Source organism: Cellulophaga baltica (genome assembly GCF_900102165.1).
Lineage (GTDB): Bacteria > Bacteroidota > Bacteroidia > Flavobacteriales > Flavobacteriaceae > Cellulophaga > Cellulophaga baltica.
In genome coordinates, this window is the sequence record NZ_FNBD01000001.1 from 607220 (window position 1) to 626039 (window position 18820).

The 18820-nt window shown below is 35.5% G+C and carries 18 protein-coding genes; 5 read left to right on the forward strand and 13 right to left on the reverse strand.

Going from position 1 to position 18820, the window contains the following annotated elements:
• The first annotated feature begins 5 nt into the window (after window positions 1-5).
• Window positions 6-407 (forward strand): hypothetical protein, encoded by a 402-nt coding sequence (locus BLQ19_RS02660; protein WP_024482139.1) that lies wholly within the window; start codon window positions 6-8, stop codon window positions 405-407.
• Window position 408: 1 nt separating this feature from the next.
• Here the strand turns inward: BLQ19_RS02660 and nadD are convergent, their stop codons facing one another.
• From nadD to BLQ19_RS02690, 6 genes are all read right to left on the reverse strand, one after another.
• Entirely contained in the window at window positions 409-999 is a 591-nt protein-coding gene (gene nadD, locus BLQ19_RS02665) for a nicotinate (nicotinamide) nucleotide adenylyltransferase (protein ID WP_024482140.1), read from the reverse strand.
• A gap of 1 nt (window position 1000) precedes the next feature.
• On the reverse strand, window positions 1001-1585 hold the full coding sequence (gene gmk, locus BLQ19_RS02670; RefSeq protein WP_024482141.1) for a guanylate kinase: 585 nt from the start codon (window positions 1583-1585) through the stop codon (window positions 1001-1003).
• Window positions 1585-2442 (reverse strand): YicC/YloC family endoribonuclease, encoded by an 858-nt coding sequence (locus BLQ19_RS02675; protein WP_074537294.1) that lies wholly within the window; start codon window positions 2440-2442, stop codon window positions 1585-1587. Before BLQ19_RS02675 ends, gmk begins: the two co-directional genes overlap by 1 nt.
• 91 nt (window positions 2443-2533) lie before the next feature.
• Complete coding sequence (locus BLQ19_RS02680; protein ID WP_025616128.1) at window positions 2534-3340, reverse strand: 3-keto-disaccharide hydrolase; 807 nt, start codon at window positions 3338-3340, stop codon at window positions 2534-2536.
• Between the two features lie 26 nt (window positions 3341-3366).
• The gene (locus BLQ19_RS02685) at window positions 3367-4104 is read right to left on the reverse strand and encodes a 3-keto-disaccharide hydrolase (RefSeq protein WP_074537295.1); all 738 of its coding nucleotides are present in this window, start codon (window positions 4102-4104) and stop codon (window positions 3367-3369) included.
• A gap of 10 nt (window positions 4105-4114) precedes the next feature.
• Window positions 4115-5167, reverse strand: coding sequence for a sugar phosphate isomerase/epimerase family protein (locus tag BLQ19_RS02690; RefSeq protein WP_024482145.1), 1053 nt, complete (start codon window positions 5165-5167; stop codon window positions 4115-4117).
• Window positions 5168-5329: 162 nt separating this feature from the next.
• Here BLQ19_RS02690 and BLQ19_RS02695 point away from each other — a divergent pair, with 162 nt between their 5' ends.
• Together BLQ19_RS02695 and BLQ19_RS02700 are read left to right on the forward strand one after the other, a co-directional pair.
• On the forward strand, window positions 5330-7033 hold the full coding sequence (locus BLQ19_RS02695; RefSeq protein WP_074537296.1) for a GMC oxidoreductase: 1704 nt from the start codon (window positions 5330-5332) through the stop codon (window positions 7031-7033).
• 17 nt (window positions 7034-7050) lie between these two features.
• On the forward strand, window positions 7051-7512 hold the full coding sequence (locus tag BLQ19_RS02700) for an ASCH domain-containing protein (protein WP_024482147.1): 462 nt from the start codon (window positions 7051-7053) through the stop codon (window positions 7510-7512).
• Between the two features lie 42 nt (window positions 7513-7554).
• Here BLQ19_RS02700 and BLQ19_RS02705 read toward each other — a convergent pair whose 3' ends face one another.
• The 3 genes from BLQ19_RS02705 to BLQ19_RS02715 all read right to left on the reverse strand — a co-directional run bounded on the left by BLQ19_RS02705 (window position 7555) and on the right by BLQ19_RS02715 (window position 11128).
• A complete protein-coding gene (locus BLQ19_RS02705; protein WP_074537297.1) occupies window positions 7555-8691 on the reverse strand; it encodes a Gfo/Idh/MocA family protein in 1137 nt (378 codons plus the stop codon).
• 36 nt (window positions 8692-8727) lie between these two features.
• Window positions 8728-9954, reverse strand: coding sequence for an MFS transporter (locus tag BLQ19_RS02710; RefSeq protein WP_024482149.1), 1227 nt, complete (start codon window positions 9952-9954; stop codon window positions 8728-8730).
• Window positions 9955-10132: 178 nt separating this feature from the next.
• Entirely contained in the window at window positions 10133-11128 is a 996-nt protein-coding gene (locus BLQ19_RS02715) for a sugar phosphate isomerase/epimerase family protein (RefSeq protein WP_074537374.1), read from the reverse strand.
• Between the two features lie 135 nt (window positions 11129-11263).
• Between BLQ19_RS02715 and BLQ19_RS02720 the strand changes: the two genes are divergently transcribed.
• Together BLQ19_RS02720 and BLQ19_RS02725 are read left to right on the forward strand one after the other, a co-directional pair.
• Complete coding sequence (locus tag BLQ19_RS02720; protein WP_024482151.1) at window positions 11264-12976, forward strand: GMC oxidoreductase; 1713 nt, start codon at window positions 11264-11266, stop codon at window positions 12974-12976.
• On the forward strand, window positions 12976-13623 hold the full coding sequence (locus tag BLQ19_RS02725) for a gluconate 2-dehydrogenase subunit 3 family protein (protein WP_074537298.1): 648 nt from the start codon (window positions 12976-12978) through the stop codon (window positions 13621-13623). The genes BLQ19_RS02720 and BLQ19_RS02725 overlap by 1 nt, the downstream gene beginning before the upstream one ends.
• Before the next feature lie 314 nt (window positions 13624-13937).
• Here the strand turns inward: BLQ19_RS02725 and BLQ19_RS02730 are convergent, their stop codons facing one another.
• The 4 genes from BLQ19_RS02730 to BLQ19_RS21700 form a co-directional block, all read right to left on the reverse strand.
• A complete protein-coding gene (locus tag BLQ19_RS02730) occupies window positions 13938-16415 on the reverse strand; it encodes a ribonucleoside-diphosphate reductase subunit alpha (RefSeq protein ID WP_074537299.1) in 2478 nt (825 codons plus the stop codon).
• A gap of 128 nt (window positions 16416-16543) precedes the next feature.
• Window positions 16544-17527, reverse strand: a complete 984-nt coding sequence (locus BLQ19_RS02735) for a ribonucleotide-diphosphate reductase subunit beta (protein ID WP_024482154.1) — start codon at window positions 17525-17527, stop codon at window positions 16544-16546.
• 529 nt (window positions 17528-18056) lie between these two features.
• Window positions 18057-18620 carry a hypothetical protein gene (locus tag BLQ19_RS02740; RefSeq protein ID WP_024482155.1) on the reverse strand — a complete coding sequence of 188 codons (564 nt, stop codon included), beginning with the start codon at window positions 18618-18620 and terminating at the stop codon, window positions 18057-18059.
• Between the two features lie 3 nt (window positions 18621-18623).
• Complete coding sequence (locus tag BLQ19_RS21700) at window positions 18624-18758, reverse strand: hypothetical protein (RefSeq protein WP_255352092.1); 135 nt, start codon at window positions 18756-18758, stop codon at window positions 18624-18626.
• Between the last annotated feature and the right edge of the window lie 62 nt (window positions 18759-18820).

Genomic DNA, 18820 nt, shown 5'->3' on the forward strand with positions numbered 1-18820 from the left:
CACCTATGACTTCTCAACTAAATAGAACATTAATTAAAAGATACCAACTAACAATTGGTACGTTTTATTTTTATGAAAATTACGTGGTCTCAGAAGTTAATGAAGGGATTGCATTATCTTTTGAGACCTCACAGGAAGCTATACAATTAGGAAAAGAACATTATGGAAAACATACACCCTTTGTTTTTATATCAAACCGCGTAAACTCTTATTCTTTTAATCCTACATCTCATTTCAAAACAGTGCCTATATTCCCAAACCTCAAGGGGTTCGCCGTTGTTGTCTATGATAGTATTAATAAAGAAATTGCCGAAATGGAACAAACATTTGTTCACAAGCCCGTACATATATTTGATGATTTAAGCGATGCTATAACTTGGGCGGAGAAGCTTATTATAGCAGATTAATCTATTTTTTGTAGAAATTCATTTCGTCTATATACTTCCAGACCTCTAGGGGTAATAGCGGCTTAATATTCTTCCCTTCTTTGTGTTTCTGACGTATAAAGGTGGATGATATTTCCATAATAGGAGCATCATCAACGATAGTAATCTTAGGGTGCCCATCAAATTGATGTTCAATCTTACCCTCGGAAATTCGAGGGTAGACATGAATAGAATAGTTTTCTAAGATAACCTCATAATTTTTCCATTTATGAAACCCTTTTAGGTTGTCTTCACCCATAATCAACGAAAAATCATATCCGCTAGGATATTTTTCTGATAAATAAGCTAAAGTGGTTACTGTGTAATTTGGTTGCGGCAAATTAAACTCTATGGTACTTGGTTTTAAATGATCATAAGCTTCTGTAGCTTCTAAAACCATTTGATACCGATGCTGATTATCTACTAATGATTTTTTAGTTTTAAACGGACTCTGAGGCGTGATTACAAACCAAACCTCATCAAGGTCTGAAAATTCAACCATATGATTAGCAATAATCAAATGACCTATATGTATTGGATTAAATGTTCCGAAATATAAACCAACTTTTTTCAAACTACTCCTCGTTTTTAGAACTCAAAAAATCTTGTACTAACTCATAAGATTCTGCCAATGCAGTATCTAAGTCATAGTTCTTGATAATCATATCAAACTGCGGCGCTGTTGCTAACTCTACAGAAGCCTTAGCAATACGCATATTTATCTTATCATCACTTTCAGTACTACGCTTTTTTAAACGTATTTTAAGCTCATCTACACTTGGTGGCTTTACAAATACTGCCAAGGTTTGATCTGGAAATTTCTTTTTAATTCTTAAACCTCCAACAACATCAATATCAAAAATAACATTTTTACCCTCTGCCCATAAACGTTCTACTTCCGTTTTAAGGGTGCCGTAAAAATTATCTCTATACACTTCTTCCCACTCTAAAAAATCATCATTTTTAATATGTCTTTTAAATTCTGAAAGCGACATAAAATAATAATGTTCTCCATTTTTTTCTTTCCCTCTTCTAGGTCTAGAAGTAGCTGAAATAGAAAATGCTAAGTTTAAATCGGTTTTTTCTAATAAATGTCTAACAATAGTTGTCTTTCCACTTCCTGAAGGAGCAGAAAATATGATAAGTTTTCCTCCCTTCATTACAATACGTTTAGCATTTGTTCTTTAATCTTTTCTAATTCATCTTTCATTTGCACTACTACTTGTTGTAATGGTGCAAAATTGGCTTTAGAACCAATAGTATTAATTTCTCTTCCTATTTCTTGGCAGATAAACCCTAATTTTCTTCCGTTAGAATCTACAGATTTCAAGGTCGTAATGAAATAATCTAAATGATTGGTCAAACGTACTTTCTCTTCTGTGATGTCGTATTTCTCTAGATAATAGATAAGCTCTTGCTCAAACCTATTTGCATCTAGATTTACAGCAAGGTCTGCCACCGCTTTTTCTAAACGCTCACGAATAGTACTTAAGCGGTCTACGTCTAATTTTTCTACATCGATAAGCAAGTTTTTGATGGTTGTAATTCTAGTAACAAAATCATCATCTAAAACCTGACCTTCTTCAGATCTGAAGATATTAATTTCTTTCAAGGCAACAACTAAAGCTTCTTCTATAGCGACAAATTCTTCCTCGTCTATATCTTCACGCTCTGTTTTCATAGCATCTGGCATTCTAATTGCCATTTCTAACAAATGAGCATCTTCAACATTAGCTATAGCGCTAAGTTGCTTCATATATTGACGCACAACAACCTCGTTGATTACTGACGTAGTTTCATCTCCAGTATTCTCAACATACAAACTAAAATCAACCTTACCTCTAACCAGCGCAGTTGCTATAGTTTTTCTAAGTTGAAGTTCTTTTTCTTTGTATGAAGATGGTATTCTGGCGTTTAAATCTAAACTCTTACTGTTTAAAGATTTAATTTCGATGGTTATCTTTTTACTAGGAAGCTGTATCACATGCTTCCCAAAACCCGTCATAGACTGAATCATAAATAGCTATTAATTTAAGCAAAGGTAATTAAAAAATCACCTTTACTTATTTCCCATCTATGCAAAGTTCTAATCTGTTCTAAAAAACTGATTAGTTTAAGGCTCTAACCCAAATATTTCTAAAGCTAACTCCGCTTTCATCTCCATGATCTTGTAAGATGATTGGCGCTTTGCCATGTGCTTCGTTTTTAGGCCAACCAATATAAGGCGTAGTTCCTTTAATTTCCACATGATCTTGCACTAGAATACCATTGTGTAGCACTGTAATAGTGCCAGATTGTGTTTTTTGTCCATTTTTATTGAATTCAGGTGCGTGATAAATAATATCGTAGGTATTCCATTCACCACTAGGAACAGAAGCCTTGGCTAAGGGTACGTGCTGCTTGTATATAGCACCTACCTGCCCATTTACATAAGTATCGTTATCATTATTATCTAGGATTTGCACCTCATACCGTCCTTGAAGAAAAACCCCGCTATTTGCCCTACTTTGGTTCTTACCTTTTATAGTAGCAGGAGACTTCCATTCTAGATGCAATTGTATATCGCCAAATTCCTTAACAGTTTTAATATCTCCCGATTTATTCTTTACGGTAAAGCTACTATCCGGATTAATAATCCAATCTGCAGGTTTATCTTCATCCTTAGCGCTCACCCATTCATTTAAGCTATTGCCGTTAAATAGAATAATAGCATCACTTGGAGCCGTATTAGCATCAGAAGGTTTAACTACAGGAGGAACAGGAGTGTAAAATTCCGTTTGTTCAGGTTTAGTTGGTTCTTCTCCCGTATACTCTTCATACGTAATTACAGCATTTTCTTTTTTAACCTTAGTTTCTTTAACCTGAGCATTACAAGAAAATAAAGTAAGCACCGTAATTAAATAAAAATATTTCATGGGTAGTTGTGTTAAGTTGCGTTTGATTAAAGTTTTTTGATTTTAATATTTCGATATGAAACCATGTCTCCATGATCTTGCAAACCTATTTTTCCTGTAGGATGCTTTCCAAAAGCTTCCCAATCCGCAAATTTCGATTTTGAAACCATAGCACTCCATTCTGGATCATTAACAGCAAAGTCTACCAGATCAACACCATTAAGCACTACTTTACCAGTGTTTGTTTTATGGTTAATGGTTATCTCGCATAAATTCCATTCTCCAACAGGTTTGGTAACATCTTTAGAGGGTGCCACCATATCATACAAAGCCCCTGCTTGGTGTGTAGTTCCTGCTTTAGCATCAGGATGCTTTGTATTGTCTAAGACCTGTATTTCTGGACCTGTTTGGTAAGCTTCAGAAAATTTTGGATCTTCTTTTACTCCCCAAAAAATACCACTATTACCCCCTTCTGCTATTTTCCATTCTAAGGACAAAACAAAATCTGTATATTCCTCCTTGGTCACTAAGTTGAAAGCATCTCCAGAAGGCCTTTCTTCCGGCGGATAAAATACCATGGCTGAACCTTCCAATTTCCAATGTTTAGAAATACCTTCTTTACCATACTCTTTCCAGGCATCAAAATTAGTCCCATCAAATAATACAACCCACTCTTCTTCCGCACTCTTTTCGGGAACCGGCTCTTCCGATTCTATTACTTTCTTTGCCTCTTCTTTACAACTGATAATTATCGTCAGAAAGGCAAGCATCATAACTTTTCTCATCGCACTGCAATTAAATTCCTAAAATTTTCTTTAATACCTCGTTGTCAATTTTTGAACCCGCAAAATCATCAAATGTTTTTTCTGTTGCCTCAATAATATGGTCTTGAATAAACTTAGCACCTTCTCTTGCGCCTTGTTCTGGACTTTTAATACAACACTCCCATTCCATAACCGCCCAAACATCACAACCATATTGTGTTAGCTTAGAAAAGATTGTTTTAAAATCTATTTGACCATCACCTAAAGACCTATAACGCCCTGCTCTATCTCCCCAATCATTGTAACCACCAAAAGCTCCTTTTTTCCCTGTTGGATTAAACTCAGAATCTTTAACATGGAATGATTTAATAAACTCATGGTAATGATCTATATAGGCAATATAATCTAGCTGTTGCAAAACAAAATGACTAGGATCATAAAGAATGTTTACACGCTTATGATTGTTTGTAGCCTTTAAAAAACGCTCAAACGTATCGCCATCATGCAAATCTTCTCCTGGATGAATTTCATAACATACATCTACCCCTTGTTCATCAAAATGATTTAAAATAGGCATCCAACGTTTTGCTAATTCTTCAAAGCCCATTTCTACTAAACCAGCTGGTCGCTGTGGCCACGGGTGCATGGTGTGCCAAAGTAAAGCTCCGGAAAAAGTAGCGTGGGTATTTATCCCTAAACGTCTACTAGCTGTGGCTGCTTTTTTTACCGTTTCTACCGCCCAGGCTGTACGCGCTTTAGGATTGTTTTTAACCTTATCTGGCGCAAAATTATCAAACATTATATCGTAAGCAGGGTTTACAGCTACTAACTGCCCTTGTAAGTGTGTTGAAAGTTCCGTAATCTCTAATCCGTAAGAGTTAATCTTGCCTTTAAGTTCATCACAATAGGTTTGGCTTTCTGCCGCTTTATCTAAGTCTATTAAGAAATCTACCCAAGTTGGAATTTGAATTCCTTTATAGCCTAAATCTGCCGCCCATTTACACATTCCATCAAGAGAATTAAACGGTGCTTTACTATCTACAAATTGTGCTAAAAAAACTGCTGGTCCTTTTATTGTTTTCATCACTATTTTATTAATTATTTAAAAAATTACTGTTTGAATGATTTGATTACTAAAAATTTAAGAATTAATCTCTTATATTTAATGTTTGATATGCTACTACCATTTCAAATTGACAATGACTAAATATACTAATTACAATAGAATAATAACACATATACAGCAATGAATCAGCATGAGAAATACGACGCAATCGTTGTAGGAACAGGAATTACCGGAGGATGGGCTGCAAAAGAGCTTTGTGAGAACGGATTAAAAACATTAGTTCTAGAAAGAGGACCAATGGTAGCGCACATTAAAGATTATAAAACCATGAATGATGATAATTGGGATTATGATTTAAAAGGCGAACTCTCCAAAGAAGACAAGAAAAAATACCATATTCAGAAAAGGATTGGCTGGGCGCCCACCGAAGATTCAAAACATTTTTTTGTAAACGATTTAGAGCACCCTTACGAGGAAACCAAACGTTTTGATTGGATTAGAGGGTACCATGTAGGTGGTAGATCATTGACCTGGGGAAGACAGTCTTACCGTTGGAGCGATTTAGATTTTGAAGCAAACAAAAAAGATGGCCATGGTGTTGATTGGCCTGTGCGTTATAAAGACATTTCTCCTTGGTATGATAAAGTCGAAGAATACATTGGTGTAAGCGGACAAAAATTGGGGCTCAAACAATTACCTGATGGAAAATTTCAACCTCCGATGGATTTGAATTGTGTAGAAGAAGACCTTCAAAAATCCATGACTGAAAAATTTGATGACGGACGTTTATTAACCATTGGACGTGTGGCTCATATTACAGATAAAGAAAAACCTATTGAAGGCAGACAACCCTGTCAATATAGAAATAGATGTTGGAGAGGTTGCCCTTTTGGAGGATACTTCAGCAGTAACTCTTCTACCTTACCCGCAGCAGAACGCACCGGAAACATGACCCTAAGACCTAATTCTATTGCGTACGAGGTTATTTATGACGACACTACGAAGAAAGCTACCGGGGTAAAAATCATAGATGCAGAAACCAATGAAAAAATAACATTTAATGCTGATGTGATTTTCTTATGCGCTTCTTCAATGGCTTCCGTTGGCATCTTACTGCAATCAAAATCTGAACGATTCCCGAACGGATTAGGGAATGATTCTGATGCTTTAGGAAGAGGAATCATGGATCACCATTATCAACTTGGTGCCAATGCAAAAGTAGAGGGCTATTTAGATAAATATTATAAAGGCCGAAGACCTAATGGGTTTTACATTCCGAGATTTGTAAACTTAGATGAATCATCTGAAAAGAAAGATTATTTAAGAGGCTTTGGATATCAGGGTGGCGCAAGCCGTGGCAGCTGGACAGACTCTGTTGCAGAGATGGGATACGGTGCCGCTTTAAAAGAAAATATTTTAAAACCTGGACAATGGCAAATTGGTGCCACAGGTTTTGGAGAGTTTTTACCTTATGACGAAAATCGTGTTACGCTTAGTCTGAGCAAAAAAGATAAGTGGGGCTTACCGCAATTAAATTTTGATGTTGAATTCAAAGAAAACGAGTACAACATGCGTGAAGATATTAAAAAGCAGATTGCTGCTATATTAACCGAGGCTGGTTTCAAGGATGTAAATGTATATGACAAGGAAACAGGACCAGGATTAGGCATCCACGAAATGGGAGGCGCCAGAATGGGACACGATGCTAAAACATCTATTGTAAATAAATACAATCAAGTGCACGACGTACCTAATGTATATGTTACGGATGGTGCTTTTATGTCATCTTCTAGCTGCGTAAATCCATCATTAACTTATATGGCTTTTACAGCAAGAGCTGCAAACCATGCTGCAGAACAATTCAAATTAGGTAAATTTGCATAAGTAATAGACAAGAATTTATGGACAATGCTTCAGCCCGAAATATGTGGGGCGATTATTTAGATAAACATTTAGAAGATGCTTTTGTTACCGCACCAAAGACCATTCACTTTTGCGATAATGAAAAAGATGCTAACGAATGTGTAGAATTAGTTTTAAAAAACACGAAAAAAGCTACCTCCCCTTCACTCTTAGGGTTGCAATTACGAAATGAAACGCTGCCTAAAATAGGTGATTTCCTAGTAATTACAGATTGGGATGGTAACGCTAAATGCATTGTAAAAACTACCGCCGTAAAACTAAAGCCATTCTTCAGTATAAATGAAGCGTATGCCCGTTTAGAAGGTGAAGGTGACAAGAGCTTAGCACATTGGAAAAAAAGCCATTGGGATTATTATACGCGAGAACTAGCACCTTTTAAAAGAGAACCTCGAGACAGTATGATTGTCGTATGTCAAGAATTTGAAAAAGTATACGAATAAAAAAAGCCGCATGTTGCGGCTTTTTATTTTATAATATATTTCTTAATCTAACACCACCCATGTATTCCCATCTTTATGAGAAGCCACAGTGCTTTCTATGAAGTTTAACCCTCTTACACCATCCATCATGGTAGGAAATTCACCATCGTTATATTCTTGCCCTCTAATAGCTTTTGCCACTCCTAAGTAGATATTAGCCATAGAATCAAAAATACCTTCTGGGTGTCCTGGAGGCAATTTTGTACCGTTTAAGGAAAGTTTAGAATTATACGCATGACCTGGTTTATAGACCTGTAGCGGCTTATCATCACTCATAACATATAAGTAGTTAGGATTTTCTTGTTCCCATCTAAATCCGCCTTTATCGCCATAAATAGCAATTGCTAATCCGTTTTCTTCTCCTGTTGCAATTTGACTTGAACGAAGCACTCCCTTTGCATTTCCATCAAAACGAACCAATACCGTACCATCTATATCCATTTGATTGTCTTCATACAAGTAATTTAAATCGGCTAGGATAGATTTTACTTGCATTCCTGTGGTATATTCAATCATATTAAAAGCATGCACTCCTATATCTCCCATGCAACAGCTAATTCCTGCTTTCTCAGGATCTAATCGCCATGTAGAAGATCTTTTTTCCTTGTCGTGAATTACCGGATTTAACCAACCTTGGTAATAACGCACATCTACTTTCTGGATCTTACCCAAAGCACCTTGCTTAATCATTTCACGCATTTGACGCACCATTGGATACCCGGTATATGTATGTGTTACTGCGAAAATTGTTCCTGCTTTTTCTAAGGTAGCTTGTAAAATTTTAGCTTCTTCATACGTGGTTGTCATTGGCTTTTCGCAAATAGCACTAAATCCGTTTTCCAACAATTTCTTCGCCATTGGAAAATGTAAAAAATTTGGCGTAAGCACAGAACATACTTGAATACGTTCTGATTCCGGAAGCTTTAGCTCTTCTTCCACCAAGGTATCAAAATCTTTATAAATACGATTTGTTGGTATATCTATTTCCTCTGCAAATGCAACACTATCTTCTAAATTTGGATTGAAAACCGCACCTACAATTTCGTAATTATCATTAATCTGTGACGCAACTCTATGTAATATTCCAATAAGAGAGTCGCCACCTCCGCCTAAAATTCCTAATCTAATTTTCTTTGCCATTTTTGTGTTTTAATCTTTTCTACTAAATAATTCTAATTAATGTGCCGCTGCTTGGTTTACTCTTTTTTCTTCTATTTTTTTACGAATTACAAATAGAATTCCGAATAAAACTATCAAGGCTACTGGAAAGTATACCATAAACCCTAACACTGCTTTTCCTGCAGCAACTTCTGCCACTTTTCCTACCAAACCAGAAGCAATTGCACTTTCTTTTTCCGCATCTAATCTTGAACCAATGATTGGATTCCAAATAGAGGTTGCAAACATTCCTGCACCCCCTACCAATGACATTCCTAAAGCTCCTGTTTTAGGCGTATATTCTGATATAAAACCTATCATTGTTGGCCAGAAATAACAAACACCTAAGGCAAATAAAGCTGCCGCCACATAAATCATAGAACCGTCTGCGACACTCATAAAATAAATTGCCGTAGCCGTAATTATGGCAGACATTAGCAAAACGCCAATAGGATTAAGCCTATGAATAATTGGCCCTGCAAAAAACCTTCCTAAAGCCATAATCCCTGTAACTAGAGCTAATACTAACATTGGACTTGCTCCTGAGCTACCTAAAATTGTTTCTATCCATTGTTGTGGTATAAATTCTGAAGTTGCCGTAAGGGTCATACACACCATCATGAATAAAAATAATGGGTTTGCAAGCGCCTTTATATTAGATGATGTATTTGATTCAATATTCTCACTCTGAGGAAATTTCTGGGTAAATATCAAGAAACCATAGATAGCGGTTGGTATTAACATGGTTGCAATTTGTAACTGCCAATTTAAACCCCCGTCTGTCATGAATTTAGAAACTAAAGATCCTATTACTAACCCTCCAGGAAACCAAACATGAAATTTATTCAACATAGCTGTTCTATTGTTGGTATACATATCTGCAATCATAGGGTTACATGCTGCTTCTACAGAACCATTTGCAAAGCCAATAAAGAAGGTAGAGATAATCAACGTCCAGAAACCACCAGCAAATATGGTAAGTACCAATCCTAGTAAGTGACAAACAAAAGCCACAATTAATAATTTTTTAGCCCCTAAAGAATTAAACAAAAGTCCTCCAAGCAACATTGCCAACGGAAACCCTAGGAATGCCATACTATTAATCCAACCCAACTCTTGATTGGTAATTCCAAAATCTTCTCCTAACTGCGTTAAAATACCTGCTCTAATTGCAAAAGTCATAGACGTTACAATTAATGCCATACAGGCCGCTAAGAAAACTTTACTCTTATTTATTTGTTCCATGTTGATAATATATAAATTGGTTGTTTGTTCTATTGTTCTCCTTTTTGAGTTTCTGCTTTCAATTCTTCTATCAAAATTTTCTGCCTAAGTAATTATATCGAAGGTAGTTCTTTGGTTTTGATAATGAATCTCTTCTAGCCCATCTAATTCATCTATCTAAATACATAGATCATTAGTATTATAACTCTTTAGCCACCTTAAGCAGCAAATCTCTAGTCGCTATAATCCCTTCTTCTTCCGTCAATACATCTCCTTCATATTCTACGCCAACAAAACCTTCATAACCTGCCTCTTTTACAATTTTCATCATTTTATAAAAATCGATTTTAGTTTCATTTCCTTCCGCATCAAAATTGTAGGACTTTGCACTTACACCTTTCGCATAAGGCATTAATTCCTTCACACCTTTATACATATCATACTCATCTGCACATTCACCGTTATAGATAGAACCATCTTTTCTTTTCATACAGAAGTTTCCAAAATCTGGAAGCGTACCACAATTTGGCATAGCAACAGTACTCATTACCGCAGCCAAATCTGACGCATTTGAAGAATACCCTCCATGATTTTCTACCAGTACATTTACATTTTTATCCTTCGCATAAGTTGCTAATTGGGTTAAGCCATCTACAGCACTTTCCAACCATTTTTCTTTAGTAGTTCCGCCAGCTAAATTTACACGGATAGAGTGGCATCCCATGGCCGCCGCAGCATCTACCCATTTGTAATGGTTTTCTACCGCCGCTTTACGTTCTTCGGCATCCTCCGTAGCAAGATTACCTTGACCATCAATCATGATAAGAAGATTTGTCATTCCATGTTTCTTACTTTCTGTATTACATTTTTCAACGAAAGCCGCCATTGCCTCTTCAGAAAAATTTTCTTTTTCTAATTCCTCATAATACAAACCGCTCACATATTCCAATCCAGAAAAACCTAAAGCTTTGGCTTTTTCTGCAAAAGTGTAAGGGCTTACCTTATCATCAAAAACCATTTTATGCATGGACCATTGTGCTATTGATAATTTAAAAAATGGAGTAACTACAACCTCTTCTTCTATTTCCGGAATTACCTCCTCTTTTTTCTTTTCTTCTTTACACGATAAAAAGAATAAAAAAAGTGAAAAATAAATGAAAAGTAAACTGCGCTTATTAAAAATTAAATCTTTCATATTGTATAAAATAATCATTTGTTAAATTATCAGCCCACTACAACGTTATAGTGAGATATCCTTGTATTCTAAGCGTTTAAATGTAAAAAATTTATTTTATATTTAATAAATTTACGAAATAAACAATTTTACTGCATGAGCAAATTTTTTTACAACGAAGAACAAGAGTCGTATGACGCGATTGTTGTTGGTACTGGTATAAGTGGTGGATGGGCTGCTAAAGAACTATGCGAAAACGGTCTTAAAACTTTAGTTTTAGAGCGTGGAAAAATGGTCACACATATTAAAGATTACCCAACAGCAAATATGGATGATTGGGATTTTCCAAATAATGGAGAATTACCTAAAGAAGAGCGAGATAAACAACTTAAACAAGCTAGAACAGGGTATACTGTTAAAGCACCGCACAACTTCTGGTTTGTAAATGATTTAGAACACCCATATAGCGAAACAAAACGATTTGACTGGATGCGTGGTTATCACGTAGGAGGTAGATCTATTATGTGGGGTCGTCATAGCTACCGCTGGAGTGATATTGATTTTGAAGCTAATAAAAAAGATGGTATTGCAGTAGACTGGCCTGTTCGTTATAAAGATATTGCTCCTTGGTACGATAAAATAGAATCTTATATAGGCGTAAGTGGTGAAAATTTAGGATTAGAACAATTACCTGATGGTCAATTTGGCCCTATGATGGAATTGAATTGTGTAGAACAAACCTTTAGAGAGAAGGTGGCAGAAAACTTTGACGGTAGAGTTGTTACCGCTGGTCGTGTTGCACATATTACAGGCGATAAGAAATTTGATGGCAGAAGTAAATGTCAATTTAGAAACCGTTGTATTAGAGGGTGTCCTTTTGGCGCTTATTTTAGCTCAAATTCTTCTACACTACCTGCTGCAGAGAATACTGGAAACTTAACCTTACGTCCAGATTCTATTGTTTCTGAAGTTATTTATGATGATGCCACCAAAAAAGCAATCGGAGTTAAAGTTATTGACCGTTTAACAAAAGAAGAACTTGTTTTTAAGGCAAAAGTTATTTTCTTATGCGCTTCATCAATGGCTTCTACCCAAATTTTGCTACAATCAAAATCAGAACGTTTCCCTAATGGACTAGGAAATGATTCTGACCAATTGGGAAGAAACATCATGGACCACCATTTAGGTGTTGGTGCTAACGGTAAGTTTGATGGTTTTGAAGACAAGTACTATAAAGGCCGTAAACCAAACGGTGTTTACATACCACGTTTTAGAAACATTGGGGGCGATACCGACAGAAAAGACTATATTAGAGGCTTTGGTTATCAAGGTGGCGCAAGCAGAGGAAACTGGGAAGAATCTATTGCTGAAGTATCTTTTGGTAAAGACTTAAAAGAAACTATTTTGAAGCCTGGCGGATGGAATATGGGAATTATGGGCTTTGGAGAAGTTTTACCTTACGAGGATAACAGAATGACTCTTGACTATGATAATTTAGATAGTTGGGGCTTACCTACTGTTGTCTTTGATGCCGAATTCAAAGAGAACGAATGGAAAATGCGTGAAGACATTAAACAACAAGCAGTAGAAATGCTTGAAAAAGCTGGACTACGAGATGTTAAGGCTTATGACAGGCCTGGTGCTCTTGGATTAGGAATACATGAAATGGGAACTGCTCGTATGGGTAGAGACCCTAAAACATCTGTACTAAACGGAAACAATCAAGTACATGCAGTACCTAACGTTTATGTTACCGATGGTGCTTTCATGACATCAGCTAGTTGTGTAAACCCATCATTAACCTATATGGCATTTACTGCAAGAGCTGCAAACCATGCCGCAGAACAACTAAAAAAAGGAAACTTATAATGGATAGAAGAATCGCCCTCAAGAACATAGGATTATCACTTGGTTATGTGGTAGCTACCCCAACATTAATAAGCTTAGTACAAAGTTGTAATGAGCAAACTGCTGTAGAATGGACACCGGACTTTTTATCTAAAGAAGAAGGTGCAGCATTACATAAGTTGGTGGATATTATTCTACCTAAAACAGACACACCTTCTGCATCTGAAGTAAATGTTCATGTATTTATAGACAAATTTGCTAATGAAATCATGGAAGTAGAGGAACAAAATTTCCTAAGAATGTCTATGAGCAAATTCTTAAGCAAAGCAGTAGCTGATTCTGGCAAAGAAACTATTGCAGATTTAACTGCTGAAGATTTAGAGCCTGTATTAGCAAGTGCTTTTAAAGTAACTAAGGAAGATGAGGTTAAAAACTTCAAAATGATTAATACCTACAATAAAGCTATTGAAAGCGGCGAAACACCAGAATTAGATGACACTATATCTAGATTTGCCTTTGCTAACAATTTAAGAGGTATGGTCATTTGGGGATACAAAACATCTGAATATGTAGGTGAAGAAGTTTTAGCTTACTTGCCAGTACCTGGTGAATATATTGGCTGTGGAGATTTACAAGAGTTAACTGGGGGTAAAGCCTGGTCTATCTAGTAGAAACCACCTTTAAAATAAATAAAGCCCTATAATTTTAGACTTCTAAAATCATAGGGCTTTTTGCAACCTGCTCATTTTTAACTATGTATTAAAATCCAAGCCAGAATAAAGGCTCGTATATAAAGTAGAGGATTGTCAATGATGCACAACTATGGAAAGACACTATATACTTTTATCGATCTATATCATTGCTTTTATATCAATGGCGGTATTAAAGCCTTTTTTTAAAAATTAAACACACAATATCACTAGTCATAAAAAAAGCCCTTAGAATTACTTCTAAGGGCTTTTTCGTACTTATATCTGGGCTATTAAGAACCACACATTAAACAATCATCATCTGCTTGGCCTTCTTTAGCCCTTGCGATCATCTCTTTCATCTCCTGAGGCGTCATTGGCTGAATATCTACCTCCTGCTGTACCGCAGGAGTGGCAGCCACCTTAATCTCTGGCTTAAGTACTGGTGTCGCCGCTACAGTTTCTGCTTCTGCAGCAACACTAACTGGAACTTCTTTTTTCTTGGTATTATCTAAGGTAAACTTAATAGCATCTACAGCAGATTTAGTTCTTAAATAATACATCCCCGTTTTTAAACCACTCTTCCAAGCATAAAAATGCATAGAGGTTAACTTAGAAAAGTTTGCACCTTCCATAAATAAGTTAAGTGACTGGCTTTGGTCAATAAAGTACCCTCTTTGTCTAGACATATCAATAATGTCTTTCATACTTAATTCCCAAACTGTTTTATACAATTCTTTAATATCTTGAGGAATGATATCTATGTGTTGAATAGAACCATTTGCTCTCATTAACTCTTGTTTTAAGTTTTCATTCCATAAACCAAGATTTACTAAATCTTCTAATAAATGCTTGTTTACCACAATGAACTCACCAGACAATACTCTTCTCGTATAAATGTTAGACGTATAAGGCTCAAAGCATTCATTATTTCCTAAAATTTGAGAGGTAGAAGCTGTTGGCATTGGCGCTACTAATAAAGAGTTACGCACACCGTTTTTCTTCACTTCTTTACGAAGTTTATCCCAGTCCCAACGACCAGAAAGCTCTTCGTCTTTTATACCCCATAGGTTGTATTGAAATTCTCCTTGAGAGATTGGAGACCCTTCATAACTAGAATATGCCCCTTCTTCTTTCGCCATTTCCATTGAAGCGGTTACTGCTGCAAAGTATAAGGTTTCAAAAATCTCTTGGTTCATTGCCTTTGCCTCATCACTGGTAAAAGGTAAACGCAACATTATAAAAGCATCTGCTAAACCTTGCACCCCTAAACCAATTGGTCTATGACGTACGTTAGAATTTTCTGCTTCTTTAACTGGATAATAATTTCTATCAATAACCTTATTTAAGTTTCTTGTTACACGTTTGGTAACTTTAAACAATTCTTTATGATCAAACTCTCCATTCTTAATAAACATTGGCAATGCAATAGATGCCAAGTTACATACTGCAACCTCATCTGGAGAAGTATACTCCATAATTTCAGTACATAAGTTTGAAGATCGAATAGTCCCTAAATTCTTCTGATTGCTCTTCCGGTTTGCTGCATCTTTATACAACATATAAGGTGTACCCGTTTCTATTTGAGATTCAAGAATTTTTTCCCAAAGCTCTCTAGCTTTTACTGTTTTGCGACCTTTATTTTCAGCTTCGTATTTTAAATACATTGCTTCAAAAACATCACTATGATGCTTAAATAAATCTGGACATTCATTAGGACACATTAGGGTCCACTCTTCATTAGCCTCTACTCTTCTCATGAATAAATCTGGAATCCACATCGCATAGAATAAATCTCTAGCACGCATTTCTTCTTTACCATGATTCTTTTTAAGATCTAAAAACTCGTAGATATCTGCATGCCATGGCTCTACATAGATGGCAAAACTACCCTTACGTTTTCCTCCACCTTGATCTACGTAACGTGCGGTATCATTAAACACCTGCAACATCGGTACAATCCCGTTCGAAGTTCCGTTAGTTCCCGCAATATAAGAACCTGTAGCACGTACATTATGAATAGACAATCCTATACCACCAGCTGATTGAGATATCTTTGCCGTTTGCTTTAAGGTGTCATAAATACCATCAATACTATCATCTTTCATTGCTAAAAGGAAACAAGAAGACATTTGAGGCTTTGGTGTTCCTGAATTAAACAGGGTTGGCGTAGCATGTGTAAAATACTTTTTAGACATTAATTCGTACGTTTCAACGACAGCATCTAAATCATCTAAATGTATCCCCACAGATACACGCATTAACATATGTTGAGGACGCTCTGCTATTTGCCCATTAATTTTTAATAAGTAAGAACGTTCTAAAGTTTTAAAACCAAAATAGTCGTAGCCAAAATCTCGGTTATAAATTATAGTTGAATCTAAAAATTCTGCATTTTCAGAAATTACTTTAAACACCTCATCAGATAATAAAGGTGATTTTTTACCATTTCTAGGATTTACATATTCATAAAGATCTTTCATGGTATCTGCGAAAGATTTCTTTGTGTTTTTATGTAGGTTAGACACGGATATTCTTGCTGCTAATTTAGCGAAGTCCGGATGTGTAGTAGTCATGGTAGCCGCAATTTCAGCTGCTAAATTATCTAGCTCTGAAGTTGTTACTCCGTCATACAATCCTTCAATCACTCTCATAGAAACTTTTATAGGATCTACTAGCTCATTTAGTCCGTAACAAAGCTTACGAACTCTTGCCGTAATCTTATCGAACATCATTGGTTCTTTTCTACCGTCTCTCTTTAGTACATACATGGGCTACAATTATTTTTAGTGATACAATGGTCTGGTCATGCCTTTTTCAAAGCACAACAAGTGGTGTTTATAATTCCTTAGTTCTGCAAGAAAAGGCTGCGGAACTAAGGATAATTTATCGTTTATTTTTAGAAATCTGCGTCGAAGCTAATTTTCTGAGAATCACCATCTTTATCGTTATTTAAAACGCCGGCTTTTTGATACTCCGAAACTCTTTTTTCAAAGAAATTAGTTTTACCTTCCATACCAATCATATCCATAAAATCAAATGGATTGGTTGAGTTATAAACTTTATCGCACTCTAATTCTACCAATAATCTATCGGTTACAAATTCAAGATATTGGGTCATTAATTTAGAATTCATTCCAATTAGGCTAGCTGGTAATGATTCTGTAATAAATTCTCTCTCAATATTTAAAGCATCTACAAGAATCTCTGTAATACGCTCTTTAGGCACTTTATTTACAATATGTTTGTTATGAAGGTGTACTGCAAAATCACAGTGCATTCCTTCATCACGAGAGATTAACTCGTTGGAGAATGTTAATCCTGGCATTAAGCCTCTTTTCTTCAACCAGAAAATAGAACAAAAAGATCCAGAAAAGAAAATACCTTCTACTGCTGCAAACGCAATTAAACGCTCTGCAAAACTTGGAGAATCTATCCACTTTAAGGCCCAATCTGCTTTTTTCTTAATTGCAGGGAAGTTTTCTATCGCCTGAAAAAGAACTGTTTTTTCTTTTTCATCTTTAACATACGTATCAATCAATAAAGAATAGGTTTCCGAATGGATGTTCTCCATCATTATTTGAAAACCGTAGAAGAACTTAGCTTCAGAATATTGAACTTCATTTACAAAGTTCTCTGCTAAATTCTCATTTACAATACCGTCAGATGCTGCAAAAAAGGCTAAAATGTGTTTTATAAAATAGCGCTCATCATCATTTAACTTATTATTCCAATCGTTAGCATCTTCACTTAAATCAATTTCTTCCGCCGTCCAGATACAAGCTTCTTGCTTTTTATACCATTCCCATAAATCATTATGTTGGATTGGAAAAATTACAAATCTATCTTTATTCTCTTGCAAGATTGGCTCTATTGCTGACATATATTTCTTCTATTTCTAATTAAAAATTCGTAAGTGGAAAAACTCACGAGACAGGTTAACAAAGATTGGAAATAATCGGCTGTAAAGAAAGGAAGTTTACTCTTTTCTAACACAAAGTTTTTAACACAGATTGTTGAAATGTACTCTTAGAAGTGATGTTTGTTGAGCTTAGACAGGCTTTAGCTTTCTTCAAAAAAAAATCAATAATTCAACAAGAGTATCCTCCATAAAAAAAGACCGAAAAGTATTTAAAAAAACATACTCTTTGGTCTATTTCTAAAACCCGTAGGTTTCTATAAAATCCTGCCTAACCTAGCTACTCCTATGACCTTATTTTACAACAAAAAATTACTTGTTGGTTTAGGAAGTTCCCCCCGAAACCTAAAAACCTAACTAGAACAGAATTAAAAACTCAGTTTTATAATTAATTGTCGTCATAAATAATGTCCTTCCGCCGCATTTGCAGCAACACATATTCTAACTATTCATATGCATTAATAGAGTAGCACTATGGTCTGACAGTTTACTTTTATTCCTTTATTACATTAGCATTAAAATTGCCGGAAATTAAAATTTTATTATTTCGAAAATTTTCTAAGGTTAAATGTACAAAACCTTTGATATTATTCTCATTAATTTTAGAAATAATTATTTTTCCGTCAGTCGCATAGTAGGGCAATTCATTAGAATTTAAAATATTAAAAAAGCCTAAAGCTCCTTCTTCCCTATATACAGAGCCTTCATTATTATAGGTGATTTTATACACCCCTTTCTCTATCGTATCACTCTCTAATTTCTGAGATATTAAAAATGAAAACATGCTATCTTCTACATCTTTCACTTCCGCCGTAAGTGTTATAAAATTCTCCCCAAGGCTATTTTTCTTGGAAGTGGTCTTAAAAGTCATTTCACCAGACACTTCATTGGTGTAGTGCCCGCTAGTTTTTAATACATATTCTGAATTGCTTACAAAAGCGCTACTATCTAATGTAGCATCTGGAAGGTAAGAAGTCAGCAATACCAGCGCAAACAAACCACCTGCAACTAATTTGAAGTTAGAAATACTACGCCGTAAATAGTTTACTAGTAACACCCTTTATTGTTTTTTAATTTGTTCACTTGTCAAAGCCGCATAATCATCATTCTGATCATAATTGAGTTCTCGCTCTATTAATGCCGCTACCGTTATAACTATAATTAACACTACAAATAGAATAAATGATTTTTGCATGATTTCTGTTTTTTAATGGAACGCTTATAAATTTTCTATCAAATTCAATGAACCGAATAAAG